Origin of the sequence: Salmonella sp. SAL00672 (assembly GCF_046552175.1) — a bacterium.
Taxonomy (GTDB): domain Bacteria; phylum Pseudomonadota; class Gammaproteobacteria; order Enterobacterales; family Enterobacteriaceae; genus Salmonella; species Salmonella enterica.
Window position 1 is genome coordinate 172,166 of sequence record NZ_JBGDUQ010000004.1, and the last position, 18,980, is coordinate 191,145.

An 18,980-nucleotide genomic window follows, 5' to 3' on the forward strand; every position below is an offset into this window, starting at 1 on the left:
AACGGACGCCCTATTTCACAAAAATTAGTATTGTTCTACAAGTAACTCTCACAATGAGGTTTTATGAAAATCAGAAGGTTCAGTAATGGGGATGAAATATCGTTATTCAGAGTTTTTTTCTCATCTGTACATACGATCGCATCACACTACTACACACGTGAACAAATTGATGCTTGGGCCCCAGCAGATATCGACCTGGAGCGATGGGCCAATCACATTAAGGAATTACAACCTTTTGTTGTAGAGCTGGATGGTGAAATAGCTGGATATGCAGATGTTCAACCAAATGGATACATTGATCATTTCTTTGTATCAGGAACCTATTCAAGACAGGGGGTAGGGACACTACTGATGAATTGCATTCATGAGGAAGCCAGACAGCGTGGAATTAGTGAACTTACTTCAAATGTAAGTAAGGCTGCGGAAGTGTTCTTTCTACGACACGGCTTTCATATAGTGGAGCGAGGCTTTCCTATTTGCCGTGGAGTGACATTACAAAATGCTCTGATGAGGAAAAGTTTGGCGAAATAATAGTCAGCCTGCAGAAAGGCAGCATTGTTCTTTTGCCTTGTTGAACTCAGTAAACCGCTACAATGAGCAATTTCCGCTTCTGGCACAAAGCGAACATCAGTATTCAAAAAATGAAAAACGACGACTTGATGTATATCGTTTGCTATACATGGTGATTGTGCTATTCTTGTAAAGCAAATGCTATACAAAGGATGTCTCATGAAATCAGATGTTCAACTTAACCTTAGAGCTAAGGAATCGCAGCGGGCGCTCATTGATGCAGCTGCGGAAATCCTTCACAAGTCACGTACAGATTTCATTCTGGAAACGGCCTGCCAGGCTGCCGAGAAAGTGATCCTTGACCGCCGTGTATTTAACTTTAACGATGAGCAATATGAGGAGTTCATCAATCTGCTTGATGTACCGGTCGCAGATGATCCCGTTATCGAAAAACTGCTGGCAAGGAAACCTCAGTGGGACGTGTAACAGCACCAGAACCTTTGTCCGCTTTTCATCAGGTAGCTGAGTTCGTCAGCGGTGAAGCTGTGCTCGATGACTGGTTGAAGCAAAAGGGCCTCAAAAACCAGGCTCTCGGAGCGGCCAGAACATTTGTGGTGTGCAAGAAAGACACGAAGCAAGTAGCCGGTTTTTACTCTCTGGCCACCGGTAGCGTCAACCATACAGAAGCGACAGGCAACCTTCGGCGTAACATGCCAGATCCCATCCCTGTCATTATACTTGCCCGTCTTGCTGTCGATCTCTCATTCCATGGAAAAGGGCTTGGTGCTGATTTACTTCATGATGCAGTGCTTCGTTGCTATCGGGTTGCCGAGAATATTGGTGTACGTGCAATCATGGTTCATGCACTTACCGAAGAAGCCAAAAATTTCTACTTTCACCATGGTTTCAAATCATCACAAACTCAGCAGCGAACATTGTTCCTTAGGCTCCCTCAATAGAATGCAAAGACTGTTATGTTCAAATCGCTATAAGCGATAATTTGATAGAACGTCTAAGGTTAAATTCAGGAAGAATACGACGAACAAAATATTGATGAGACAGGAATCCGCGTGATGCAAGAAAGCAACGGAATGGATATTCCGATTGCGGAAAATGTTATTTAGTTATAGCCAGAAACAAAAAAGAGCCCATGTATTAAATGGACTCTTTCTCTGATGCCTCGGTTAATCTGTCCAACTTTTTTGGGGTCAGTACAAAGTGAGGCCACTTCCGTCATTCTTGTGGCGTTATGCATTCTCAAGGCACCCTGTTAATTTTATCTTGTTGGCGCTTTGTAGGCCCGATAACCCATTATGTTATCGGGCATTTTTTTAACGTAATGGTAATTCCGTCAGACAGGTCTGGCTGTCATCTTTGGTGGCAATGGCATGTGACGCCGTTTTACCGTTGTAGCTTACTTCCAGCGTCCCTTCCATATTGCGCGGTAACCAAACACCGATAAATCCGTTTCGATAGCTTTGCATCTCTTTTTGTACGATGACAGCGCCTTTACTGTCTGTCACTTTTACAGTGAACGGTTTATTCGGCATTTCTCCCTGACAGCCGGAAAGGCTGTGGTTAAAACAGGGGTGTGTCCGCCATTCATAGGGCGCAAAAGAGAGATAGAATTTGTCGCCTAACGGCAGCGTATAAATCTGCTCTCCGTCAGATAATTTGAGTTCGGTACTGGTAATCGACGCGGAGTAAGGCAAAGGACGGCTCTGCGGCGTCTGAACAATCGTATCCACGATCTGCTCAACCGTTTTTCCCGCCAGCCCATGTTGCGCCAGAAAAGCGGATTCTGAGGATGCCGCAAGCGCGGAGCCGCTGGCGCATAAACCCAAAAGTAATAACCATGATGATTTCGACATAACTTCAATTCCTTGTGAACAATCTCCTTGCCTACTATAGGGGTTCCCCTAAGGGAAAGGTCAAAGGGACGCAGGGTAAAGTAATGCAAAGTTATGCTGGGGGAGAGGGGAATTGGAATAAAAAAAATCCCCGCCATCAGGCAGGGATTCAAAATTCTGAGCTTTTTAAGCTTACAGGCTGGTTACGTTGCCAGCTGCCGGGCCTTTAGCGCCGCTTTCGATGGTGAAGGAAACTTTCTGACCTTCGTCCAGAGATTTGTAACCATCGTTCTGAATAGCGGAGAAGTGTACGAACACGTCTTTAGAACCGTCATCAGGAGTAATAAAGCCGAAGCCTTTATCAGCGTTGAACCATTTTACGATACCAGTCATTTTACCGGACATAGTGTATTACCTTTTAAAAAATAAGTGTGCCTTTCGGCGTTATGGCGTGCTTTACAGATTTTTTAAGCGTTAAGGAAATGCGCACTACGAGGGGTATCTAATGGATAACTCTTGAAGGGACTTGCCTTACTAAACTGCTTTAATGGTCTGTACGTCAAACCGTTGAGCACATTAACTCATGTAATGCCGGGCGATGCAACTTTTATTTTACTTTATTTCTCCAGGCCAGTAATCGGGCGGGGGAAACGGCCCTTACGCAGGACCGTTAAAACAGGAAATGGTAAAAATTACTCCATCAATTGCTTACTTAAGCGTGGGTTTGCCTGTATCAGGCGCATCAATTTGAGCTCTGCTGGCGTGGGTTTTTCGCGTTTCGATTCCCATTCCTGAACCATGGCAACCGTTACGCCCAGCGCTCTGGCGAATTCATCTGTTTTTAGTCCCGTTCCTCTCCGTAACTGTTCAAATTCGGTAAAAGGATTGGGTTTTTGCGTCAGGGTGATCTTTCGCGTTTCATCTTTAAAAACAATTTGTTCCAGGCTGCTCAGCAGCTCAAACATCGGATCTTTATATTCCATTGAGAACTCCTGTAAATCACACAGCGGGATCGTGAAATGCATCGAAGCCTCTTAAGAATAGTCGGGAAACTTGCGGGTGGGGGGCGACGCGCCGCCAGGAAGCGCTATCGATTCGTTTCGATGCCTTACGCTACGCGACTTTTAGGACGCTAACAATTTGATCCAGGAAGATATATCCGTCTTTCAGAAAATAATTGTAAAGATTAAAAAAATATTACATCACCCGCTGGAAAGCTTTCTTGCCGCGTTTTTTATCGCAGTGTCAGGTCAAAAATTAACAATAAAATAACAAATTAAGCATTGATGCAGATAAACATAATTTTCCGCTACAAGATCGCGTGGAAAGGGTATCCTGCAAGCCTGACCTGGACTATCCTTGTAAGCCGTCAGGCACGCAGGTGTCGTTGTGCGCATTTTTGGGTGAAAGGAGTATTAACAATGGCGACAGGTAAGTCCTGCTCTCGCTGGTTTGCGCCTGTTGTGGCGTTATTAATGGTGTTTAGCCTGAGCGGGTGTTTTGATAAAGAAGGCGATCAGCGCAAAGCGTTTGTCGATTTCCTGCAGAATACAGCAATGCGTAGCGGAGAGCGTTTACCAACGCTGACGGCCGATCAGAAAAAACAGTTTGGTCCGTTCGTGTCTGATTACGCGATACTGTATGGCTACTCGCAGCAGGTAAACCAGGCGATGGATTCCGGTCTGCGCCCGGTGGTCGATAGCGTTAACGCCATCCGCGTTCCGCAGGATTATATGACGCAACGCGAGCCGCTGCGGCAGGCAAATGGTTCGTTAGGCGTGCTGGCGCAACAGTTGCAGAATGCAAAACTGCAGGCTGATGCCGCGCATGGCGCGTTAAAGCAGGCCGATGACCTGAAACCTGTGTTTGATCAGGTCTACAAAAAAGTGGTCACCGTGCCGGCAGATGCTTTGCAGCCGCTGATCCCGGCGGCGCAGATCTTTACGCAGCAGTTGGTACAAGTGGGCGATTATATTGCGCAACAGGGCGAGCAGGTGAGCTTTGTCGCGAACGGCATTCAGTTCCCGACCTCACAGCAGGCCAGCCAATATAATGCGCTGATTGGGCCGTTGGCCTCGCAGCATCAGGCGTTTAATCAGGCCTGGACGGCGGCGGTAAACGCGACCCAGTAATGACAGTCTGCCCGATAAGCGCAAGCCAGCGCTTATCGGGCCTGTAGCGTTATCCCGCCGCTTGCGGATTGACGCAGTTCTTCTCTATTTTTCCCTGCAGCGCATCAATCAAATTATCCACCGCACAGGCCATCATGTTGTAGCGCGTCTCATGCGTTGCCGAGCCAATATGCGGCACCGCGACGACATTAGACATGTTCAGCAGGGGCGAATCCACAGATAGCGGTTCATGCTCAAAGACATCCAGACCTGCCGCATATATTTCACCGTTTTGCAGCGCGGCAATCAGCGCGTTTTCATCGACCACCGGGCCGCGTCCGGCATTAATAAAAATGGCGGACGATTTCATTCTGGCAAACTGTGTTGCGCCAAACAGATGTCGCGTTTCTGCCGTTAGCGGCAGGATCACGCAGACAAAATCAGCCTCCTGCAACAACGTATCCAGATCGCAGTAGCGGGCGTTAAACCGGTCTTCCGCCTCCTGATGCCGCCGACGGGCGTGATAGAGAACCGGCATGGTAAACCCAAAGTGCGCTCGCTGCGCCAGCGCCATCCCGATACGCCCCATCCCAACGATACCGAGTGTTTTGTGATGCACATCGACGCCAAACCATGCCGGGCCAATGCTTTCCGTCCATTCACCCGCCTTAACCCGTTCTGCGACGTCCACCACGCGGCGGGCAGTGGCCAGCATCAACGCCATCACCGTATCGGCAACGGTTTCCGTCAAAACGGCAGGCGTGTGCATCAGGACTATTTTGCGGGCAGTAAGGGCGTCCACCTCGACATTATCGTATCCCACCGAGATGGTCGACGCCGCGCGTAGCGCCGGCATTTTTTCCAGCAGCGCGCGGTTAACGGTTTCGCTGGTGCCCAGAAGGCCTTGCGCGCTGGCAAATGCCTGCGCGTGTCGCGCGACCGTTTCCGGATGCAGGTTCGGTACCTGGGTGACGGTAAAATGCGCCTCCAGGCGATGCAGCAAATCATCAGGCAGGGTTTTGTAGAGAATGATGGACGGCTTCATGCGACTCTCCGTAAATCAAAAGGTAAGCGCGGCATGCGCCAACCGGAACAGGCTTATTATTAACCCGTTTAGCCATCATCGACCAGCCGATTTCCCCGCTGTCGGCAGCCGTGTCGTGGTAAATGATGAATGAATACCGAGTAATGCGACGTGTATCCGGTCTGGCGAGGGAATGGCGAGGGAATAGTGCAGGCCGGGTAAAGCATACCGCTTTACCCGGTACGGTAGTTTACTGCAATGGACTCAAGGTAATTTCGACGCGGCGGTTTTGCGCCTTACCTTCTGCCGTACTGTTGCTGGCGATCGGGTTCGCCGGACCCATTCCGCTGGTACGGATACGGCTGGCGTCGACGCCCTGGGTGATCAGCGAACTGGCGACGGAGTCAGCACGCTGCTGCGACAGACGCATATTCAGATCGTGGCTACCGGTACTGTCGGTGTAGCCCACCACATTGACGGCGGTCTTGGGATACTCTTTCAGCACCATCGCCACGCCGGTCAGCGTGTTAGCGCCTGCCGGTTTCAGCGTCGCGCTGCTGCTGTCGAAGGTGACATTATTCGGCATATTCAGAATGATATTATCGCCGCTTCGCGTCACGCTAACGCCTGTGCCCCGCATTTTGTCACGCAGTTTCGCTTCCTGTACGTCCATGTAGTAACCCACGCCGCCGCCCAGCGCCGCGCCAGCCGCCGCGCCAATCAGCGCGCCTTTACCGCGATCTTTTTTGGAGGAGGAGAGCGCGCCGATGCCTGCGCCGACCAGCGATCCAATACCCGCGCCAATGCCGGATTTACCTGCTTCGCGTTCGCCGGTGTAAGGGTTTGTTGTGCAGCCAGATACTGCCAGGGCGCCGCTCACGATGGCAGCAATCACAAATACACGTTTTTTCATCTTAAATCCTTATCACTTTTTTATTTTTACCACAGCGACCGTGGCGGTTGATTATGACGTCTGCACATGAAGAAAATTCCAGGGAAAACTCTGAAATTTGTAAGTAACATTGATCGGCAAAATAAATAATCCCAATAATTCAGGAGCGAACCTTGACCCACGCACCATCGCGTCATTCGGTATTGACCGCTGCACACTGGGGGCCAGTCCGTGTTGAAACCGACGGAGAACGCATTTTTGCTTCATATGGCGAACTCCCGACGGCACACCAGAACTCCCTGCAAACCGTTGTGCATGACCAGGTACACAGCAAAACGCGGGTTCGCTTCCCGATGGTGCGTAAAGGGTTCCTGGCTTCTCCCGATAAGCCGCAAGGCATACGCGGGCAGGATGAGTTTGTTCGCGTAAGTTGGGATGACGCGCTGGATCTGATCCACGCTCAGCACAAACGTATTCGTGAAAGTTATGGACCATCGTCCATCTTCGCCGGCTCCTACGGTTGGCGTTCGAACGGCGTATTGCATAAAGCGGCTACGCTATTGCAGCGTTACATGGCGCTGGCGGGAGGGTATACCGGCCATCTTGGCGATTATTCCACCGGCGCGGCGCAGGCTATCATGCCTTATGTGGTGGGTGGTAACGAGGTTTACCAGCAGCAGACTAGCTGGCCGGTGGTGCTGGAACATAGCGAGGTGGTGGTGATCTGGAGCGCGAACCCGCTGAATACTCTGAAAATTGCCTGGAACGCCTCGGATGAACAGGGGCTCGACTATTTTGCGGCGCTGCGACAAAGCGGCAAACGCCTGATCTGCATCGATCCGATGCGATCGGAAAGCGTCGACTTTTTTGGCGATAAGATGGAGTGGATCGCCCCACATATGGGCACCGATGTGGCGTTAATGTTGGGAATCGCCCATACGCTGGTGGAAAACGGTTGGCAGGATGAAGCGTTCCTTGCCCGCTGCACGACGGGTTATGACCGCTTCGCCGACTATCTTTTGGGCACGACCGACGGTACGGCCAAAACAGCGGAATGGGCGGCGGAAATTTGCGGCGTTTCTGCGGTGAAAATCCGCGAACTGGCGGAAATATTTCATCATAACACCACCATGTTGATGGCTGGTTGGGGAATGCAGCGTCAGCAGTTCGGCGAGCAAAAGCACTGGATGATCGTTACGCTGGCCGCAATGCTGGGGCAAATTGGTACGCCTGGCGGCGGGTTTGGTTTTTCTTATCATTTTGCTAACGGCGGAAACCCGACGCGCCGCGCCGCCGTGTTAGCCTCGATGCAGGGAAGCATCCCTGGCGGGGTCGATGCGGTAGATAAAATACCGGTGGCGCGTATTGTCGAGGCGCTGGAAAACCCCGGTGGGTTTTACCAACACAATGGGATGGATCGCCGCTTCCCGGATATTCGTTTTATCTGGTGGGCGGGCGGCGCGAACTTTACCCATCATCAGGATACCAACCGTCTGATTCGCGCGTGGCAAAAACCGGAACTGGTCGTTATCTCGGAATGTTTCTGGACGGCCGCCGCGAAACACGCGGATATTGTTCTGCCTGCGACCACCAGCTATGAGCGCAACGATTTAACCATGACCGGCGACTATAGCAATCAGCATTTGGCGCCGATGAAGCAGGTCGTGTCGCCCCGGTGGGAGGCGCGGAATGATTTTGACGTTTTTGCTGAACTGAGCGAACGGTGGGAAGCCGGCGGTTACGCTCGGTTCACCGAAGGAAAAAGCGAGCTGGCGTGGCTGGAGACTTTCTACAATATTGCCGCCCAGCGTGGCGCCAGCCAGGGGGTGACGCTGCCGCCGTTTGCCGCATTCTGGCAGGCTAACCGTTTACTGGAGATGCCGGAAAATCCCGCCAACGCGCAGTTTGTGCGCTTCGCGGATTTTCGCCGCGATCCTGATAACCATCCGCTAAAAACGGCCAGCGGCAAAATCGAAATCTATTCTGCGCGCATTGCCAGCTATGGTTATGCGGATTGTCCCGGTCATCCGATGTGGCTGGCGCCGGATGAGTGGCACGGGAACGCCGATGCGGGGCAGGTTCAGCTACTTTCCGCGCATCCGGCGCACCGTCTGCATAGCCAGCTTAACTACAGTTCGTTACGGGAGCGGTATGCGGTGGCCGGACGCGAACCGGTGACGATTCATCCGCAGGATGCGACAACGCGCGGAATCGTCGATGGCGATACGGTACGCGTCTGGAATCATCGCGGGCAGGTTCTGGCGGGCGCGGTCGTTACCGACGGAATTCGGCCTGGCGTTATCTGTATTCACGAAGGCGCATGGCCGGACCCTGAACCTACCGCAGGCGGCATATGCAAAAACGGCGCGGTAAACGTCCTGACAAAAGATCTTCCCAGTTCCCGGCTGGGGAACGGTTGTGCGGGCAACACCGCGCTGGTCTGGTTTGAGAAATATACCGGCCCGGCGCTACCGCTTACGGCGTTTGATCCGCCTGCCAACTCATAATCCAGGTGGGGTGGGCGGTATCCTCCTGCCAGGCGCTATCTTCAATACGAAAACCAAGCGCATGGTAGAAGTTTACGGCGGATTGATTTTTCTGGTAAACCTCAAGGCTCAGCAGAGGAAAACGTTGCTGGACATATTTCAGAAGCGCTTTGCCAATGCCGTGTCTTAACGCGTCGGGGGCGACAAACAGCGCCCCGACAAAACGGGCTTCCAGTACGCTGACGAAGCCTTTCAGTTGTCCATTTTCCTCCCATACCCAGGTTTGTGCGGCGGGTAAATAGACGTCGCGTACAATTGCTTCGCTCTCGTGCCAGTAACGTTCTTCGATAAAGGGATGGGCATAAATGGTACTTTTCATCCACAGCGCCAGAATAGACGCCATGTCTTCACTCTGGGATTTGCGAATCATGTTTTTCTCCCGGATGGCAAAAACAGCCGGTAATATGGTCGTTGACCAGTCCGCACGCCTGCATAAAGGAGTAACAGATAGTCGTACCGACAAACTTGAAACCGCGTTTTTTCAATGCCTTAGCAAGCGCATCGGACGCAGGTGTTGAGGTGGGGATCTTATCCAGGCTGGCCGCCTGGGTGATCTGCGGCTGGCCATCAACGAATGACCAGACAAAATCGGCGAAAGACTCGCCGTTTTGCTCCATCGCAAGCCAGGCGCGGGCGTTACTGATAATGGCCTGAATTTTACCGCGATGTCGTATGATGCCCGTGTTCTGCAGCAGGCGTTCAACATCCTCCTCCTGCATAGCTGCGATGCGTACCGGGTCAAACTGATGAAAACAGGCGCGATAGTTCTCTCTCTTTTTAAGCACGGTGATCCAGGATAAACCGGCCTGTTGACCTTCAAGACAGATCATTTCAAACAGCTTTCTGCTGTCAGTTTCCGGTACGCCCCACTCGTTATCATGATAGGCAATATAAAGGGGGTCCTGGCTGACCCAGTCGCAACGCTGCATAGACTTCCTCGTTATTGTGGTTACCGCGAAAATTTCCTTCAACCCGCCTTGACGGGCCCGCTAAAAGGACAATAGTTAATACAGGGCTGATGCCCGACATCCTTCATTCAATGACAATAATATCGCCGAATTCGGCTCTACTCTGGAGTCGCGTTGATGATTGTAAGAAAACGCCGTGGTCGCCGGACATTGCGTTGTCTGGCGTGCCTTATGGCCTGCTCGTTTTTTATCAATACCACGTATGCCTGGCAACAAGAATATATCGCTGAAGCGGCTCCGGGACATACGACGGAACGCTATACCTGGGACAGCGATCACCAACCGAATTACAACGACATACTGGCCGAACGTATTCAGTCTACGCAAAATACAGTGGGGCCGGTGCTTAGCCTGGCGGATGAAACCCCGCTTGATGCGACCAGCGGTATCAGTATGGGCTGGAATTTTCCGCTTTCCCGACGCGTGACCACTGGGCCAGTCGCGGCGCTGCATTACGACGGTTCGACGTCATCAATGTATAACGAATATGGCGATAGCGCGACGACATTAGCGCTTACCGATCCGTTATGGCACGCCAGCGTCAGTACGTTAGGCTGGCGGGTAAACTCGCAGTTCGGCGATGTCCGTCCCTGGGCGCAAATCAGCTATAACCAACAGTTTGGGGAGAATATCTGGAAAGCGCAGTCCGGGTTGAGTCGTATGGCCGCAGGAAATCAGGCGGGAAACTGGCTGGATGTCACCGTAGGCGCGGACGTGTTACTTAACCCGCACCTGGCGGCGTATGCGGCGTTTTCTCAGGCGGAAAACAGCGCTACGGATAGCGATTATTTGTATACCCTGGGGGTGAGCGCCAGGTTTTAACAGGATAAACCGCCACCTGGACTTATTAGAAGTTCAGCTAATACCCTGTCTATATATTTACAAAAATATATAGGTCAATCACATTCTCTATAGACACTTTTTGCGCTTCCTGTGGTCTACTTAGCCGCGCTGGTAGACTTTCTCACATCTGCGTTAGCCGCATATTTACCTGTTTGATTACAGAATCGTTGTACAGGTCGTTTTTATCCCGATTCCCAGGGTTTGTTTGCATGAGATACATTAAATCGATGACGCAGCAGAAACTTAGTTTCTTGCTTGCGCTCTATATCGGTCTGTTTATGAATTGCGCCGTGTTTTACCGCCGTTTCGGCAGTTATGCGCAAGAATTTACCATTTGGAAAGGCCTTTCCGCAGTTGTCGAACTTGGCGCCACGGTGCTGGTCACTTTCTTCTTACTTCGTCTTCTTTCACTGTTTGGCCGACGCGTCTGGCGCGTGCTGGCCACGCTGGTGGTGCTGTTTTCCGCTGGCGCCAGTTATTACATGACCTTCCTGAACGTGGTGATTGGCTACGGCATTATTGCGTCTGTTATGACCACCGATATCGATCTCTCGAAAGAGGTGGTGGGGCTGCACTTTGTATTGTGGCTGATTGCCGTGAGCGTGCTTCCGCTCATCTTTATCTGGAGTAACCACTGTCGCTACACGTTGTTGCGCCAGCTACGTACGCCGGGGCAGCGTTTTCGCAGCGCCGCTGTAGTGATACTCGCAGGCGTAATGGTGTGGGCGCCTATCCGCCTGCTGGATGTACAGCAGAAAAAGTTTGAACGGGCGACAGGCATCGACTTACCCAGCTATGGCGGCGTGGTGGCGAACTCCTATCTGCCTTCAAACTGGTTATCTGCGTTAGGGCTGTATGCCTGGGCGCAGGTAGATGAGTCGTCGGACAATAATTCGTTAATAAACCCGGCCAGGAAATTTACCTATGTTGCGCCGAAGGATGGGGATGACACCTACGTTGTTTTCATTATCGGTGAGACGACCCGTTGGGATCACATGGGGATTTTCGGCTACGAGCGTAATACCACGCCGAAGCTGGCGCAGGAAAAAAATCTGGCGGCGTTCCGCGGCTATTCCTGCGATACCGCGACGAAGCTTTCTTTACGCTGTATGTTTGTACGGGAAGGCGGGGCGGATAATAACCCGCAGCGTACGTTAAAAGAGCAGAATGTTTTTGCCGTACTCAAACAGCTCGGATTCAGTTCCGATCTGTACGCCATGCAGAGCGAGATGTGGTTCTATAGCAATACCATGGCGGATAATATCTCTTACCGCGAGCAGATTGGCGCCGAGCCGCGTAACCGCGGTAAAACGGTGGATGACATGCTGTTGATTGATGAGATGCAGAACTCGCTTGCCCAGAATCCGGAGGGTAAGCATCTGATTATCCTGCATACCAAGGGATCGCATTTTAACTATACGCAGCGTTATCCGCGCAGCTACGCTCAATGGAAGCCCGAATGTATTGGGGTCGATAGCGGCTGCACGAAAGCGCAGATGATCAACTCTTACGATAACTCCGTGACCTATGTTGATCACTTTATTACCAGTGTGTTCGATCAGCTACGTGATAAAAAAGCGATTGTGTTCTACGCGGCTGACCACGGCGAGTCGATTAACGAACGCGAACATTTGCACGGTACGCCGCGCAATATGGCGCCGCCGGAGCAATTCCGTGTTCCGATGCTGGTATGGATGTCGGATAAATATCTTGCCAGTCCGCAACATGCGCAGATGTTCGCTCACCTGAAACAGCAGGCGGAGATCAAAGTGCCGCGTCGTCATGTGGAACTGTACGATACGATAATGGGCTGCCTGGGGTATACATCGCCGAATGGCGGCATTAACCAGAACAACAACTGGTGCCATATTCCCGATGCGCAGAAAGTCGCCGCGAAGTAGGTTGTCTGCCGACTTTCTCGCCGATTGAATTGTATTTTGCGACTAAGGGATTGACGGGCGTGCGCCTGAGCAGTAAGATGCGCCCGCATTCGGTGATTGGCGCAGCCTGGTAGCGCACTTCGTTCGGGACGAAGGGGTCGGAGGTTCGAATCCTCTATCACCGACCAAATTCAGAAACCCTGCTCAGCGAGCAGGGTTTTTTGTGTCTGAAGCCTGACGAGGATGAGAACCTCCGGGGGTAAGAGGTTCGACTTGAGCGAAGCGAGAGAACGTTGCGCCAGCAACGGCCCGCAGGGTGAGCCACGCAGTGGCGAGTCATCCTCTATCACCGACCAAATTCAGAAACCCTGCTCAACGAGCAGGGTTTTTTGTATCTGAAACCTGACGAGGATGAGAACCTCCGGGGGCAAGAGGTTCGACCCGAGCGAAGCGAGAGAACGTTGCGTCAGCAACGGCCCGCAGTGGCAAGTCATCCTCTGTCACCGGCAGGTTGACGCTCGCACCACCAGTTCAGGCATGATCCCGTCGCTGTGACTGACCTTCTTGCCCGCCAGCAAATCAAATAATAGTGTGATTGCCTGTCGGGCCACCTCATCAAGATGCATATTCACTGCCGTCAGCGGCGGCAGCGATTCGCGCGCGCGGATACCGTCATAGCGGGTAACCACCCGCATTTGTTCAGGTATGGCGATGTCTTGTTCCTGGAAAGCGCGTACCGCGCCGCTGGCAAAGGTATCTATCAGCACCAGCACGCCGTCAACGTCGGGATGCGCCTGTAATAGCTGCTGCGCGGCCTGGTAGCCGGCATTTTCACCCTCGCTTTCATTGAGAGAGTAGACGACGGGGGCCTGGCGCCCCGCGCACCAGCGCTGGTAAGCCGCTTCGCTCTCCAGAACTGATGTTCGCCGTGTGTTACCGACAAATAACGCACATTTGCTGGCGCCGGAGGCCTCCAGATGCGTTAGCAGAAGCTGTGCTGTTGCCGCCGAGTGCAGCTCCACCCACGGCACAGGCGTGTCGGTCCCCGGCGTGCGGCCAATGGTGACGCAGGGAATGCCCGCTTGCGCCAGCGCCTGGAGCTGCGGGTCGTTCTCCGCCGGCTCAATCAGGATCGCCGCGTCAAAGCTGACGGCATCCAGTGGATTTGCCCCCGGCGGCACCAGAATCAGCGCATGCTGTTTTTCCAGCGCCATCATCGCGGACGTTAATGCCACCTCCATCATAAATCCCAGTCGTGACGCGCCGGAGGCAATCGCCAGCGGCACCGAAGAGAGCAAAGCAATGGTATTGGTTTTGCCGGTTCGCAACTGGCGGGCGCGAATATTCGGCGTGTAGTTGAGCGCAGCAATGGCCTCTTCAATACGCCGTCGCGTCTGCGGCTCGACAAAGCGAGTGTTGTGCAATGCATTGGATACTGTCCCTGGCGACACACCTGCATAGCGGGCAACATCAATCAACTTTGCGCGTTTTTTATTTTGAACAGCCATCTGCTTCCTGACCTGCGAAAATTTGCGCACAGGGTAGCATATTTACCAGACGGTAACGTTTGCTTTTTTTCAGTGAGGATCGTAAAAAACTCTTCATTAAAACGTTTTAATGGGGTATTTTGGCGCAAATTTATTCCTCAGGAGGCGATGTGGCACACTTAACTCAGGACTCGACTTTTACCCTTGGACGCCGTCCGGCGGGCCTTATCTACGCTGATAAGGCGAAGAGCTTTGGCGGCTATACGCTTTTTGCGCCGCAAACCGCCGAAGGGCGGGTTTACCTGGTGGACGAGCAGGGCGAAGTCGCGCATCAGTGGCAGCTTCCGGTTCGCGCCGGGCGTGATGCGGTGCTGCTGCCGAACGGTAATCTGGGTTATAACGGCAGCCACCGCACTTCAGCGAACCTCTATCCGGCGTGGGATCTCTGGCACGGCGGCGACTTCTACGAAGTGACGCCGGATAACGAAATCGTCTGGCACTATGAAGACATCTTCCATCACCATGATGCGCAATGGTTGGCGAACGGTAATCTGCTGTATACCGCCGCGTCGCCGTTGCCTGCCGATATCGCCGCCCGTGTTACCGGCGGCGACTCGCGCCGCGATGCGCCGGACGGCGTGATTCAGAGCGACGTCGTCAAAGAGGTCAATCGCGACGGTGAAGTGGTGTGGGAATGGCGTGCCTGGGAGCATTTGAATCCGGAAGATTTCCCGATTCATGATATTTTCGACCGCCGCCACTGGCCGATGATTAACGGCCTGTCCGTCACCCGTGATGGCCTGGTACTGATGAGCCTGCGTACCACTTCCGGCGTCATTGCCGTGGATAAAGAGAGCGGGAAGGTTATCTGGCATGCAGGGCCGGAAGTGGTAGCGCAGCAGCACACGCCGGTTGAGATGGAGAACGGGTCGATTCTGGTTTTCGATAACGGCAACTTGCGTCCCGGCGTCACCTCGCCGCATTCCACGGTGCTGGAGTTCGATCCGCAGACCAAAGCGATTACCTGGCAGTATCGCGATATCTTCCCGCCGGCGTTTTTCTCGCCGTATATGGGGAGCGCGCAGCGGCTGGCGAACGGCAACACCTTTATCTGTGAATCGGCGTTTGGCCGCCTGTTTGAAGTTACCCCGGAAGGCGAAACGGTATGGGAATATATCATTCCGTTCTTTAATGAATATCCGGAGCACCTCAGTAAAGGCATTATTCCTGGAAAACAGAACAGCGCCTTCCGTGCGCATCGCTATGCCGCTGATGCCATTAGTTGGTTGAAATAATGCAGACCGCCAGCCCGCGCTGGCGGTTATTTTTTTGATGTTTTATGGGAGTTAATCATGCCGCAACCTGGCCTTACTACGCCGGATAACGATGCATTACCCTGGCAAACCACCTTACTTTTGGCGCTTCAGCATGTGCTGGTCGTTGCCGCCACCCCCATTACCTCCGTCTTTCTGATCGCCAAAGCGCTCCACTTTACCGATACGGTGACCGCCTCGGTACTTAGCGCGACCTTTCTGATGTGCGGTCTGGGCGCTATTCTGCAAAGCCTGGGTGTGAAAGGGGTGGGCGCGCGTTTGCCGTTTATCATGGTACCGGGGGGCGCGCCGATTGCGATTTTCGTTGCGATCGCTTTACAGACCAATATCCAGACCGCGATTGGCGCCGTAATTCTGACCTCGCTGTTCTACTTTATCGCGTTGCCGATTTTCCGCCGCTGCCTGCACCATTTTCCCCCCTTTATCATTGGCATCATGCTGCTAATGGTGTCGATTAACCTTATTCGCCTGTACGGCGGGTTGATCATTGGCCAGCCAGGGAGCGCCGACTTCGCTCATCCAACCAGTATCATTTTATCGCTGGGGACTATCCTGATAACGCTGATTTTCGCGCTGGCGTTTAGCGGTATTTTGCGCCAGCTGGCGGTAATGTTCGGCCTTTTAGCGGGAACGCTGCTGGGAATGGCGCTGGGCAGCACCGATTTTAGCGGTGTTAGTCACGGGCCGCTGTTTAGTTTCCCACAGCTTTTGCCGTTCGGCTGGCCGATTTTTGATCTTTCCGCCTCGCTGCCGTTACTGATTTATGCGGTCATCTCTATGGCTGAAGCAACCGGGCAAACGATTGCGACCGCGGAAATAGTCAATTCCACGCAAAATGTGCAGCAGGCGATTCCACGTACCATTCGTGGTGATGCGGTAATGTCGCTGCTGGGGGGGATTTTTGGCACCTCCTTAATTATCACCTCCGGCGAAAATATTGGGGTGGTACGCACCACTAATGTGAAATCGCGTTTCGTGACTGCGGCTGCCGGAGGATTGTTAATCCTGATTGCCATATTCGCGCCGCTGGTACGTCTGGCGACCTGTCTGCCAGGTTCGGTGGTGTGCGGTACGGCGGTGATTGTCTTCAGCATTATCGGGGTCATCGGCATTGATATGATTGCGCGTGAGCCACTGCATACGCCGGGTAAAACCTACGCGCTGGCGATGGGGCTGGCCATGGGAATGCTACCTATACTGGTACCCGGCCTGTATCAGAATTTCCCGGCGGGCGTACAGATGGTCTTTGGCAACGGCATGGCAGCGGGGACGTTGACGGCGATTCTGGTGAACTCGTTGTTTAACTGGAGCGAAAAGCGCACGCAGGCCAGGGTCAAAAGTTAGTTTTTGTGATCGCGGTAGGCCGCACGACGGCCTACTTATTTACAATTTTGTGACATATTCGATGGTGTTTTTCAATGTCCGGATCACTCTTTTTGCACACGGCTTATGGATAACCTCAGCATTTTCGCCTGTGCGTTTTAGCGTTAGTGGTATTAATCGCTCAGATAATCAACATATCGAAAGAAATTTTTCAATTAATGGCTAATTGTTAATCACTAACTGTTGCAAAATATTAAGTGAATAACTCTGCCTTTCTGGCCATAGCACAAATTTCCCTGCTGAAAATACCCTTCTGAACTTTTTTTAATCTTTGTTTGTTAATTCTCACCGTTGTTGTAAAAGCTGGTTACCTGTATTGACGTTTTGACATTCTATTGACAGATTGTAGGGAATGAGGGGCATTTTATGGAGAATCCGCACTGCAACTCAGTCGATTATGCGAACGGAATCCCCACCTCTCACTACTGACCTGACCAGGTAAAAAACAAAAAAGGCCGGGCGGTAAAAGCCTTTGCAAAGGGCAAAACAACATACATCACAATTGGAGCAGAAGAATGAGTATTTCCTTGAAGAAGTCAGGGATGCTGAAGCTTGGTTTGAGCCTGGTGGCCATGACCGTTGCAGCAAGCGTGCAGGCCAAAACCCTGGTTTATTGTTCAGAAGGCTCGCCGGAAGGCTTTAACCCACAGCTCTTTACGTCTGGCACCACCTATGATGCCAGTTCCGTACCTATCTATAACCGTCTGGTTGAATTCAAAACCGGCACCACGGAAGTGATCCCGGGTCTTGCTGAGAAGTGGGATATCAGCGAAGACGGTAAAACCTATACGTTCCACCTACGTAAAGGGGTGAAATGGCAATCCAGCAAGGATTTCAAACCCACGCGCGAGCTGAACGCCGATGATGTCGTGTTCTCTTTTGACCGGCAGAAAAACGAGCAGAACCCGTACCATAAAGTGTCTGGCGGCAGCTATGAATACTTTGAAGGCATGGGGCTGCCGGATCTGATTAGCGAAGTGAAGAAGGTAGACGATCACACGGTGCAGTTTGTGCTGACGCGTCCGGAAGCGCCGTTCCTTGCCGATTTAGCCATGGACTTCGCCTCTATTCTTTCCAAAGAATATGCTGACAACATGCTGAAAGCCGGTACGCCGGAAAAAGTGGATCTGAACCCGGTCGGCACTGGCCCGTTCCAACTGGTGCAATATCAGAAAGACTCCCGCATTCTCTACAAAGCCTTTGACGGCTACTGGGGCACGAAGCCGCAGATTGACCGTCTGGTCTTCTCCATCACGCCTGACGCCTCTGTGCGTTACGCCAAACTGCAGAAGAACGAATGTCAGGTGATGCCGTATCCGAACCCGGCGGATATTGCGCGCATGAAAGAAGATAAAAACATCAACCTGATGGAGCAGGCTGGTCTGAACGTGGGTTATCTCTCCTATAACGTACAGAAAAAACCGCTGGATGATGTCAAAGTTCGCCAGGCGTTGACCTATGCCGTGAATAAAGAGGCCATCATCAAAGCCGTTTATCAGGGCGCGGGCGTTGCGGCGAAAAACCTGATCCCGCCGACAATGTGGGGCTACAACGACGATATTAAAGACTACGGCTACGATCCGGAAAAAGCGAAGGCGCTGCTGAAAGAAGCCGGTCTGGAAAAAGGCTTCACCATCGATCTATGGGCGATGCCGGTACAGCGTCCCTATAACCCGAATGCGCGTCGTATGGCGGAAATGATCCAGGCGGACTGGGCGAAGATTGGCGTTCAGGCCAAAATTGTCACCTATGAATGGGGCGAATACCTCAAGCGCGCTAAAGATGGCGAGCACCAGACGGTGATGATGGGCTGGACCGGCGATAATGGCGATCCGGATAACTTCTTCGCCACGCTGTTCAGCTGCGATGCCGCCCAGCAAGGCTCCAACTATTCAAAATGGTGCTACAAGCCGTTTGAAGACCTGATTCAGCCTGCGCGTGCGACCGATGACCACAACAAGCGTATTGAGCTCTATAAACAGGCCCAGGTTGTGATGCATGACCAGGCGCCAGCGCTGATCATCGCTCACTCCACGGTTTATGAGCCAGTGCGTAAAGAAGTTAAAGGCTATGTGGTTGATCCATTAGGCAAACATCACTTCGAAAACGTCTCTGTCGAATAATTAAAAGAGCGCTGCGCCCCGGTGTTGTG

18 protein-coding genes, 1 tRNA gene and 2 other RNA genes are annotated in these 18,980 nt (G+C 52.4%); 13 read left to right on the plus strand and 8 right to left on the minus strand.

Annotated elements, in window-relative coordinates:
- Positions 1-63: 63 nt before the first annotated feature.
- The 3 genes from ACLJTG_RS13380 to ACLJTG_RS13390 all read left to right on the plus strand — a co-directional run bounded on the left by ACLJTG_RS13380 (position 64) and on the right by ACLJTG_RS13390 (position 1,469).
- The gene (locus ACLJTG_RS13380) at positions 64-531 is read left to right on the plus strand and encodes a GNAT family N-acetyltransferase (RefSeq protein WP_070810528.1); all 468 of its coding nucleotides are present in this window, start codon (positions 64-66) and stop codon (positions 529-531) included.
- A gap of 177 nt (positions 532-708) precedes the next feature.
- Complete coding sequence (locus ACLJTG_RS13385; RefSeq protein WP_198898242.1) at positions 709-996, plus strand: DUF1778 domain-containing protein; 288 nt, start codon at positions 709-711, stop codon at positions 994-996.
- On the plus strand, positions 984-1,469 hold the full coding sequence (locus tag ACLJTG_RS13390) for a GNAT family N-acetyltransferase (protein WP_079951228.1): 486 nt from the start codon (positions 984-986) through the stop codon (positions 1,467-1,469). Before ACLJTG_RS13385 ends, ACLJTG_RS13390 begins: the two co-directional genes overlap by 13 nt.
- A gap of 372 nt (positions 1,470-1,841) precedes the next feature.
- On the opposite strand, the gene cueP is transcribed toward ACLJTG_RS13390, so the two are convergent.
- The 3 genes from cueP to ACLJTG_RS13405 form a co-directional block, all read right to left on the minus strand.
- A complete protein-coding gene (cueP, locus tag ACLJTG_RS13395) occupies positions 1,842-2,381 on the minus strand; it encodes a copper-binding periplasmic metallochaperone CueP (RefSeq protein ID WP_410959002.1) in 540 nt (179 codons plus the stop codon).
- Between the two features lie 171 nt (positions 2,382-2,552).
- Positions 2,553-2,765, minus strand: coding sequence for an RNA chaperone/antiterminator CspA (gene cspA / locus ACLJTG_RS13400; protein WP_000014594.1), 213 nt, complete (start codon positions 2,763-2,765; stop codon positions 2,553-2,555).
- 287 nt (positions 2,766-3,052) lie between these two features.
- Positions 3,053-3,343 carry an HTH-type transcriptional regulator gene (locus ACLJTG_RS13405; RefSeq protein ID WP_000455790.1) on the minus strand — a complete coding sequence of 97 codons (291 nt, stop codon included), beginning with the start codon at positions 3,341-3,343 and terminating at the stop codon, positions 3,053-3,055.
- A gap of 438 nt (positions 3,344-3,781) precedes the next feature.
- Between ACLJTG_RS13405 and ACLJTG_RS13410 the strand changes: the two genes are divergently transcribed.
- Entirely contained in the window at positions 3,782-4,492 is a 711-nt protein-coding gene (locus tag ACLJTG_RS13410) for a DUF3053 domain-containing protein (protein WP_000190524.1), read from the plus strand.
- A gap of 49 nt (positions 4,493-4,541) precedes the next feature.
- On the opposite strand, the gene ghrB is transcribed toward ACLJTG_RS13410, so the two are convergent.
- Both ghrB and ACLJTG_RS13420 read right to left on the minus strand, forming a co-directional pair.
- A complete protein-coding gene (gene ghrB / locus ACLJTG_RS13415) occupies positions 4,542-5,516 on the minus strand; it encodes a glyoxylate/hydroxypyruvate reductase GhrB (protein ID WP_000804688.1) in 975 nt (324 codons plus the stop codon).
- Positions 5,517-5,745: 229 nt separating this feature from the next.
- Complete coding sequence (locus ACLJTG_RS13420) at positions 5,746-6,408, minus strand: OmpA family lipoprotein (RefSeq protein ID WP_000747548.1); 663 nt, start codon at positions 6,406-6,408, stop codon at positions 5,746-5,748.
- Positions 6,409-6,560: 152 nt separating this feature from the next.
- Here ACLJTG_RS13420 and ACLJTG_RS13425 point away from each other — a divergent pair, with 152 nt between their 5' ends.
- Entirely contained in the window at positions 6,561-8,894 is a 2,334-nt protein-coding gene (locus ACLJTG_RS13425; RefSeq protein WP_079951229.1) for a molybdopterin guanine dinucleotide-containing S/N-oxide reductase, read from the plus strand.
- Here ACLJTG_RS13425 and ACLJTG_RS13430 read toward each other — a convergent pair.
- Both ACLJTG_RS13430 and tag read right to left on the minus strand, forming a co-directional pair.
- A complete protein-coding gene (locus tag ACLJTG_RS13430; RefSeq protein WP_000619904.1) occupies positions 8,863-9,303 on the minus strand; it encodes an N-acetyltransferase in 441 nt (146 codons plus the stop codon). The genes ACLJTG_RS13425 and ACLJTG_RS13430 overlap by 32 nt on opposite strands.
- Positions 9,281-9,862, minus strand: a complete 582-nt coding sequence (gene tag / locus ACLJTG_RS13435; RefSeq protein ID WP_001188418.1) for a DNA-3-methyladenine glycosylase I — start codon at positions 9,860-9,862, stop codon at positions 9,281-9,283. Before tag ends, ACLJTG_RS13430 begins: the two co-directional genes overlap by 23 nt.
- 156 nt (positions 9,863-10,018) lie before the next feature.
- Between tag and ACLJTG_RS13440 the strand changes: the two genes are divergently transcribed.
- From ACLJTG_RS13440 to ACLJTG_RS13460, 5 genes are all read left to right on the plus strand, one after another.
- Positions 10,019-10,723: an autotransporter outer membrane beta-barrel domain-containing protein gene (locus tag ACLJTG_RS13440; protein ID WP_000637064.1), complete on the plus strand. Its 705-nt coding sequence runs from the start codon at positions 10,019-10,021 to the stop codon at positions 10,721-10,723.
- Positions 10,724-10,953: 230 nt separating this feature from the next.
- Positions 10,954-12,645 (plus strand): kdo(2)-lipid A phosphoethanolamine 7''-transferase, encoded by a 1,692-nt coding sequence (gene eptB / locus ACLJTG_RS13445; protein ID WP_001269251.1) that lies wholly within the window; start codon positions 10,954-10,956, stop codon positions 12,643-12,645.
- Between the two features lie 90 nt (positions 12,646-12,735).
- Positions 12,736-12,812: transfer RNA gene (locus ACLJTG_RS13450), tRNA-Pro, on the plus strand.
- Positions 12,813-12,846: 34 nt separating this feature from the next.
- Positions 12,847-12,980, plus strand: a non-coding RNA gene (locus ACLJTG_RS13455) — RtT sRNA.
- 35 nt (positions 12,981-13,015) lie between these two features.
- Positions 13,016-13,134: non-coding RNA, RtT sRNA (locus ACLJTG_RS13460), on the plus strand.
- On the opposite strand, the gene ACLJTG_RS13465 is transcribed toward ACLJTG_RS13460, so the two are convergent.
- Positions 13,125-14,132, minus strand: a complete 1,008-nt coding sequence (locus ACLJTG_RS13465; protein ID WP_023221446.1) for a substrate-binding domain-containing protein — start codon at positions 14,130-14,132, stop codon at positions 13,125-13,127. The two genes, ACLJTG_RS13460 and ACLJTG_RS13465, sit on opposite strands and share 10 nt — an antisense overlap.
- Before the next feature lie 149 nt (positions 14,133-14,281).
- On the opposite strand from ACLJTG_RS13465, the gene ACLJTG_RS13470 reads away from it, so the two are divergent.
- The 3 genes from ACLJTG_RS13470 (at position 14,282) to dppA (ending at position 18,951) form a co-directional block, all read left to right on the plus strand.
- Positions 14,282-15,406 (plus strand): aryl-sulfate sulfotransferase, encoded by a 1,125-nt coding sequence (locus tag ACLJTG_RS13470; protein ID WP_053445135.1) that lies wholly within the window; start codon positions 14,282-14,284, stop codon positions 15,404-15,406.
- A gap of 57 nt (positions 15,407-15,463) precedes the next feature.
- Entirely contained in the window at positions 15,464-16,789 is a 1,326-nt protein-coding gene (locus ACLJTG_RS13475; RefSeq protein WP_001136079.1) for a uracil-xanthine permease family protein, read from the plus strand.
- A gap of 554 nt (positions 16,790-17,343) precedes the next feature.
- Entirely contained in the window at positions 17,344-18,951 is a 1,608-nt protein-coding gene (gene dppA / locus ACLJTG_RS13480; protein ID WP_000028047.1) for a dipeptide ABC transporter periplasmic-binding protein DppA, read from the plus strand.
- Positions 18,952-18,980 lie beyond the last annotated feature (29 nt).

Excerpts from the sequence above, each read along its gene's own strand:
- ACLJTG_RS13440 (WP_000637064.1), top strand. The coding sequence starts at position 10,019 with ATGATTGTAAGAAAACGCCGTGGTCGCCGGACATTGCGTTGTCTGGCG.
- dppA (WP_000028047.1), top strand. The coding sequence starts at position 17,344 with ATGAGTATTTCCTTGAAGAAGTCAGGGATGCTGAAGCTTGGTTTGAGC.
- ACLJTG_RS13410 (WP_000190524.1), top strand. The coding sequence starts at position 3,782 with ATGGCGACAGGTAAGTCCTGCTCTCGCTGGTTTGCGCCTGTTGTGGCG.
- tag (WP_001188418.1), bottom strand. The coding sequence starts at position 9,862 with ATGCAGCGTTGCGACTGGGTCAGCCAGGACCCCCTTTATATTGCCTAT.
- cspA (WP_000014594.1), bottom strand. The coding sequence starts at position 2,765 with ATGTCCGGTAAAATGACTGGTATCGTAAAATGGTTCAACGCTGATAAA.
- ACLJTG_RS13475 (WP_001136079.1), top strand. The coding sequence starts at position 15,464 with ATGCCGCAACCTGGCCTTACTACGCCGGATAACGATGCATTACCCTGG.
- ACLJTG_RS13405 (WP_000455790.1), bottom strand. The coding sequence starts at position 3,343 with ATGGAATATAAAGATCCGATGTTTGAGCTGCTGAGCAGCCTGGAACAA.
- ACLJTG_RS13465 (WP_023221446.1), bottom strand. The coding sequence starts at position 14,132 with ATGGCTGTTCAAAATAAAAAACGCGCAAAGTTGATTGATGTTGCCCGC.
- eptB (WP_001269251.1), top strand. The coding sequence starts at position 10,954 with ATGAGATACATTAAATCGATGACGCAGCAGAAACTTAGTTTCTTGCTT.
- ACLJTG_RS13385 (WP_198898242.1), top strand. The coding sequence starts at position 709 with ATGCTATACAAAGGATGTCTCATGAAATCAGATGTTCAACTTAACCTT.
- ACLJTG_RS13420 (WP_000747548.1), bottom strand. The coding sequence starts at position 6,408 with ATGAAAAAACGTGTATTTGTGATTGCTGCCATCGTGAGCGGCGCCCTG.
- cueP (WP_410959002.1), bottom strand. The coding sequence starts at position 2,381 with ATGTCGAAATCATCATGGTTATTACTTTTGGGTTTATGCGCCAGCGGC.
- ACLJTG_RS13430 (WP_000619904.1), bottom strand. The coding sequence starts at position 9,303 with ATGATTCGCAAATCCCAGAGTGAAGACATGGCGTCTATTCTGGCGCTG.
- ACLJTG_RS13380 (WP_070810528.1), top strand. The coding sequence starts at position 64 with ATGAAAATCAGAAGGTTCAGTAATGGGGATGAAATATCGTTATTCAGA.
- ghrB (WP_000804688.1), bottom strand. The coding sequence starts at position 5,516 with ATGAAGCCGTCCATCATTCTCTACAAAACCCTGCCTGATGATTTGCTG.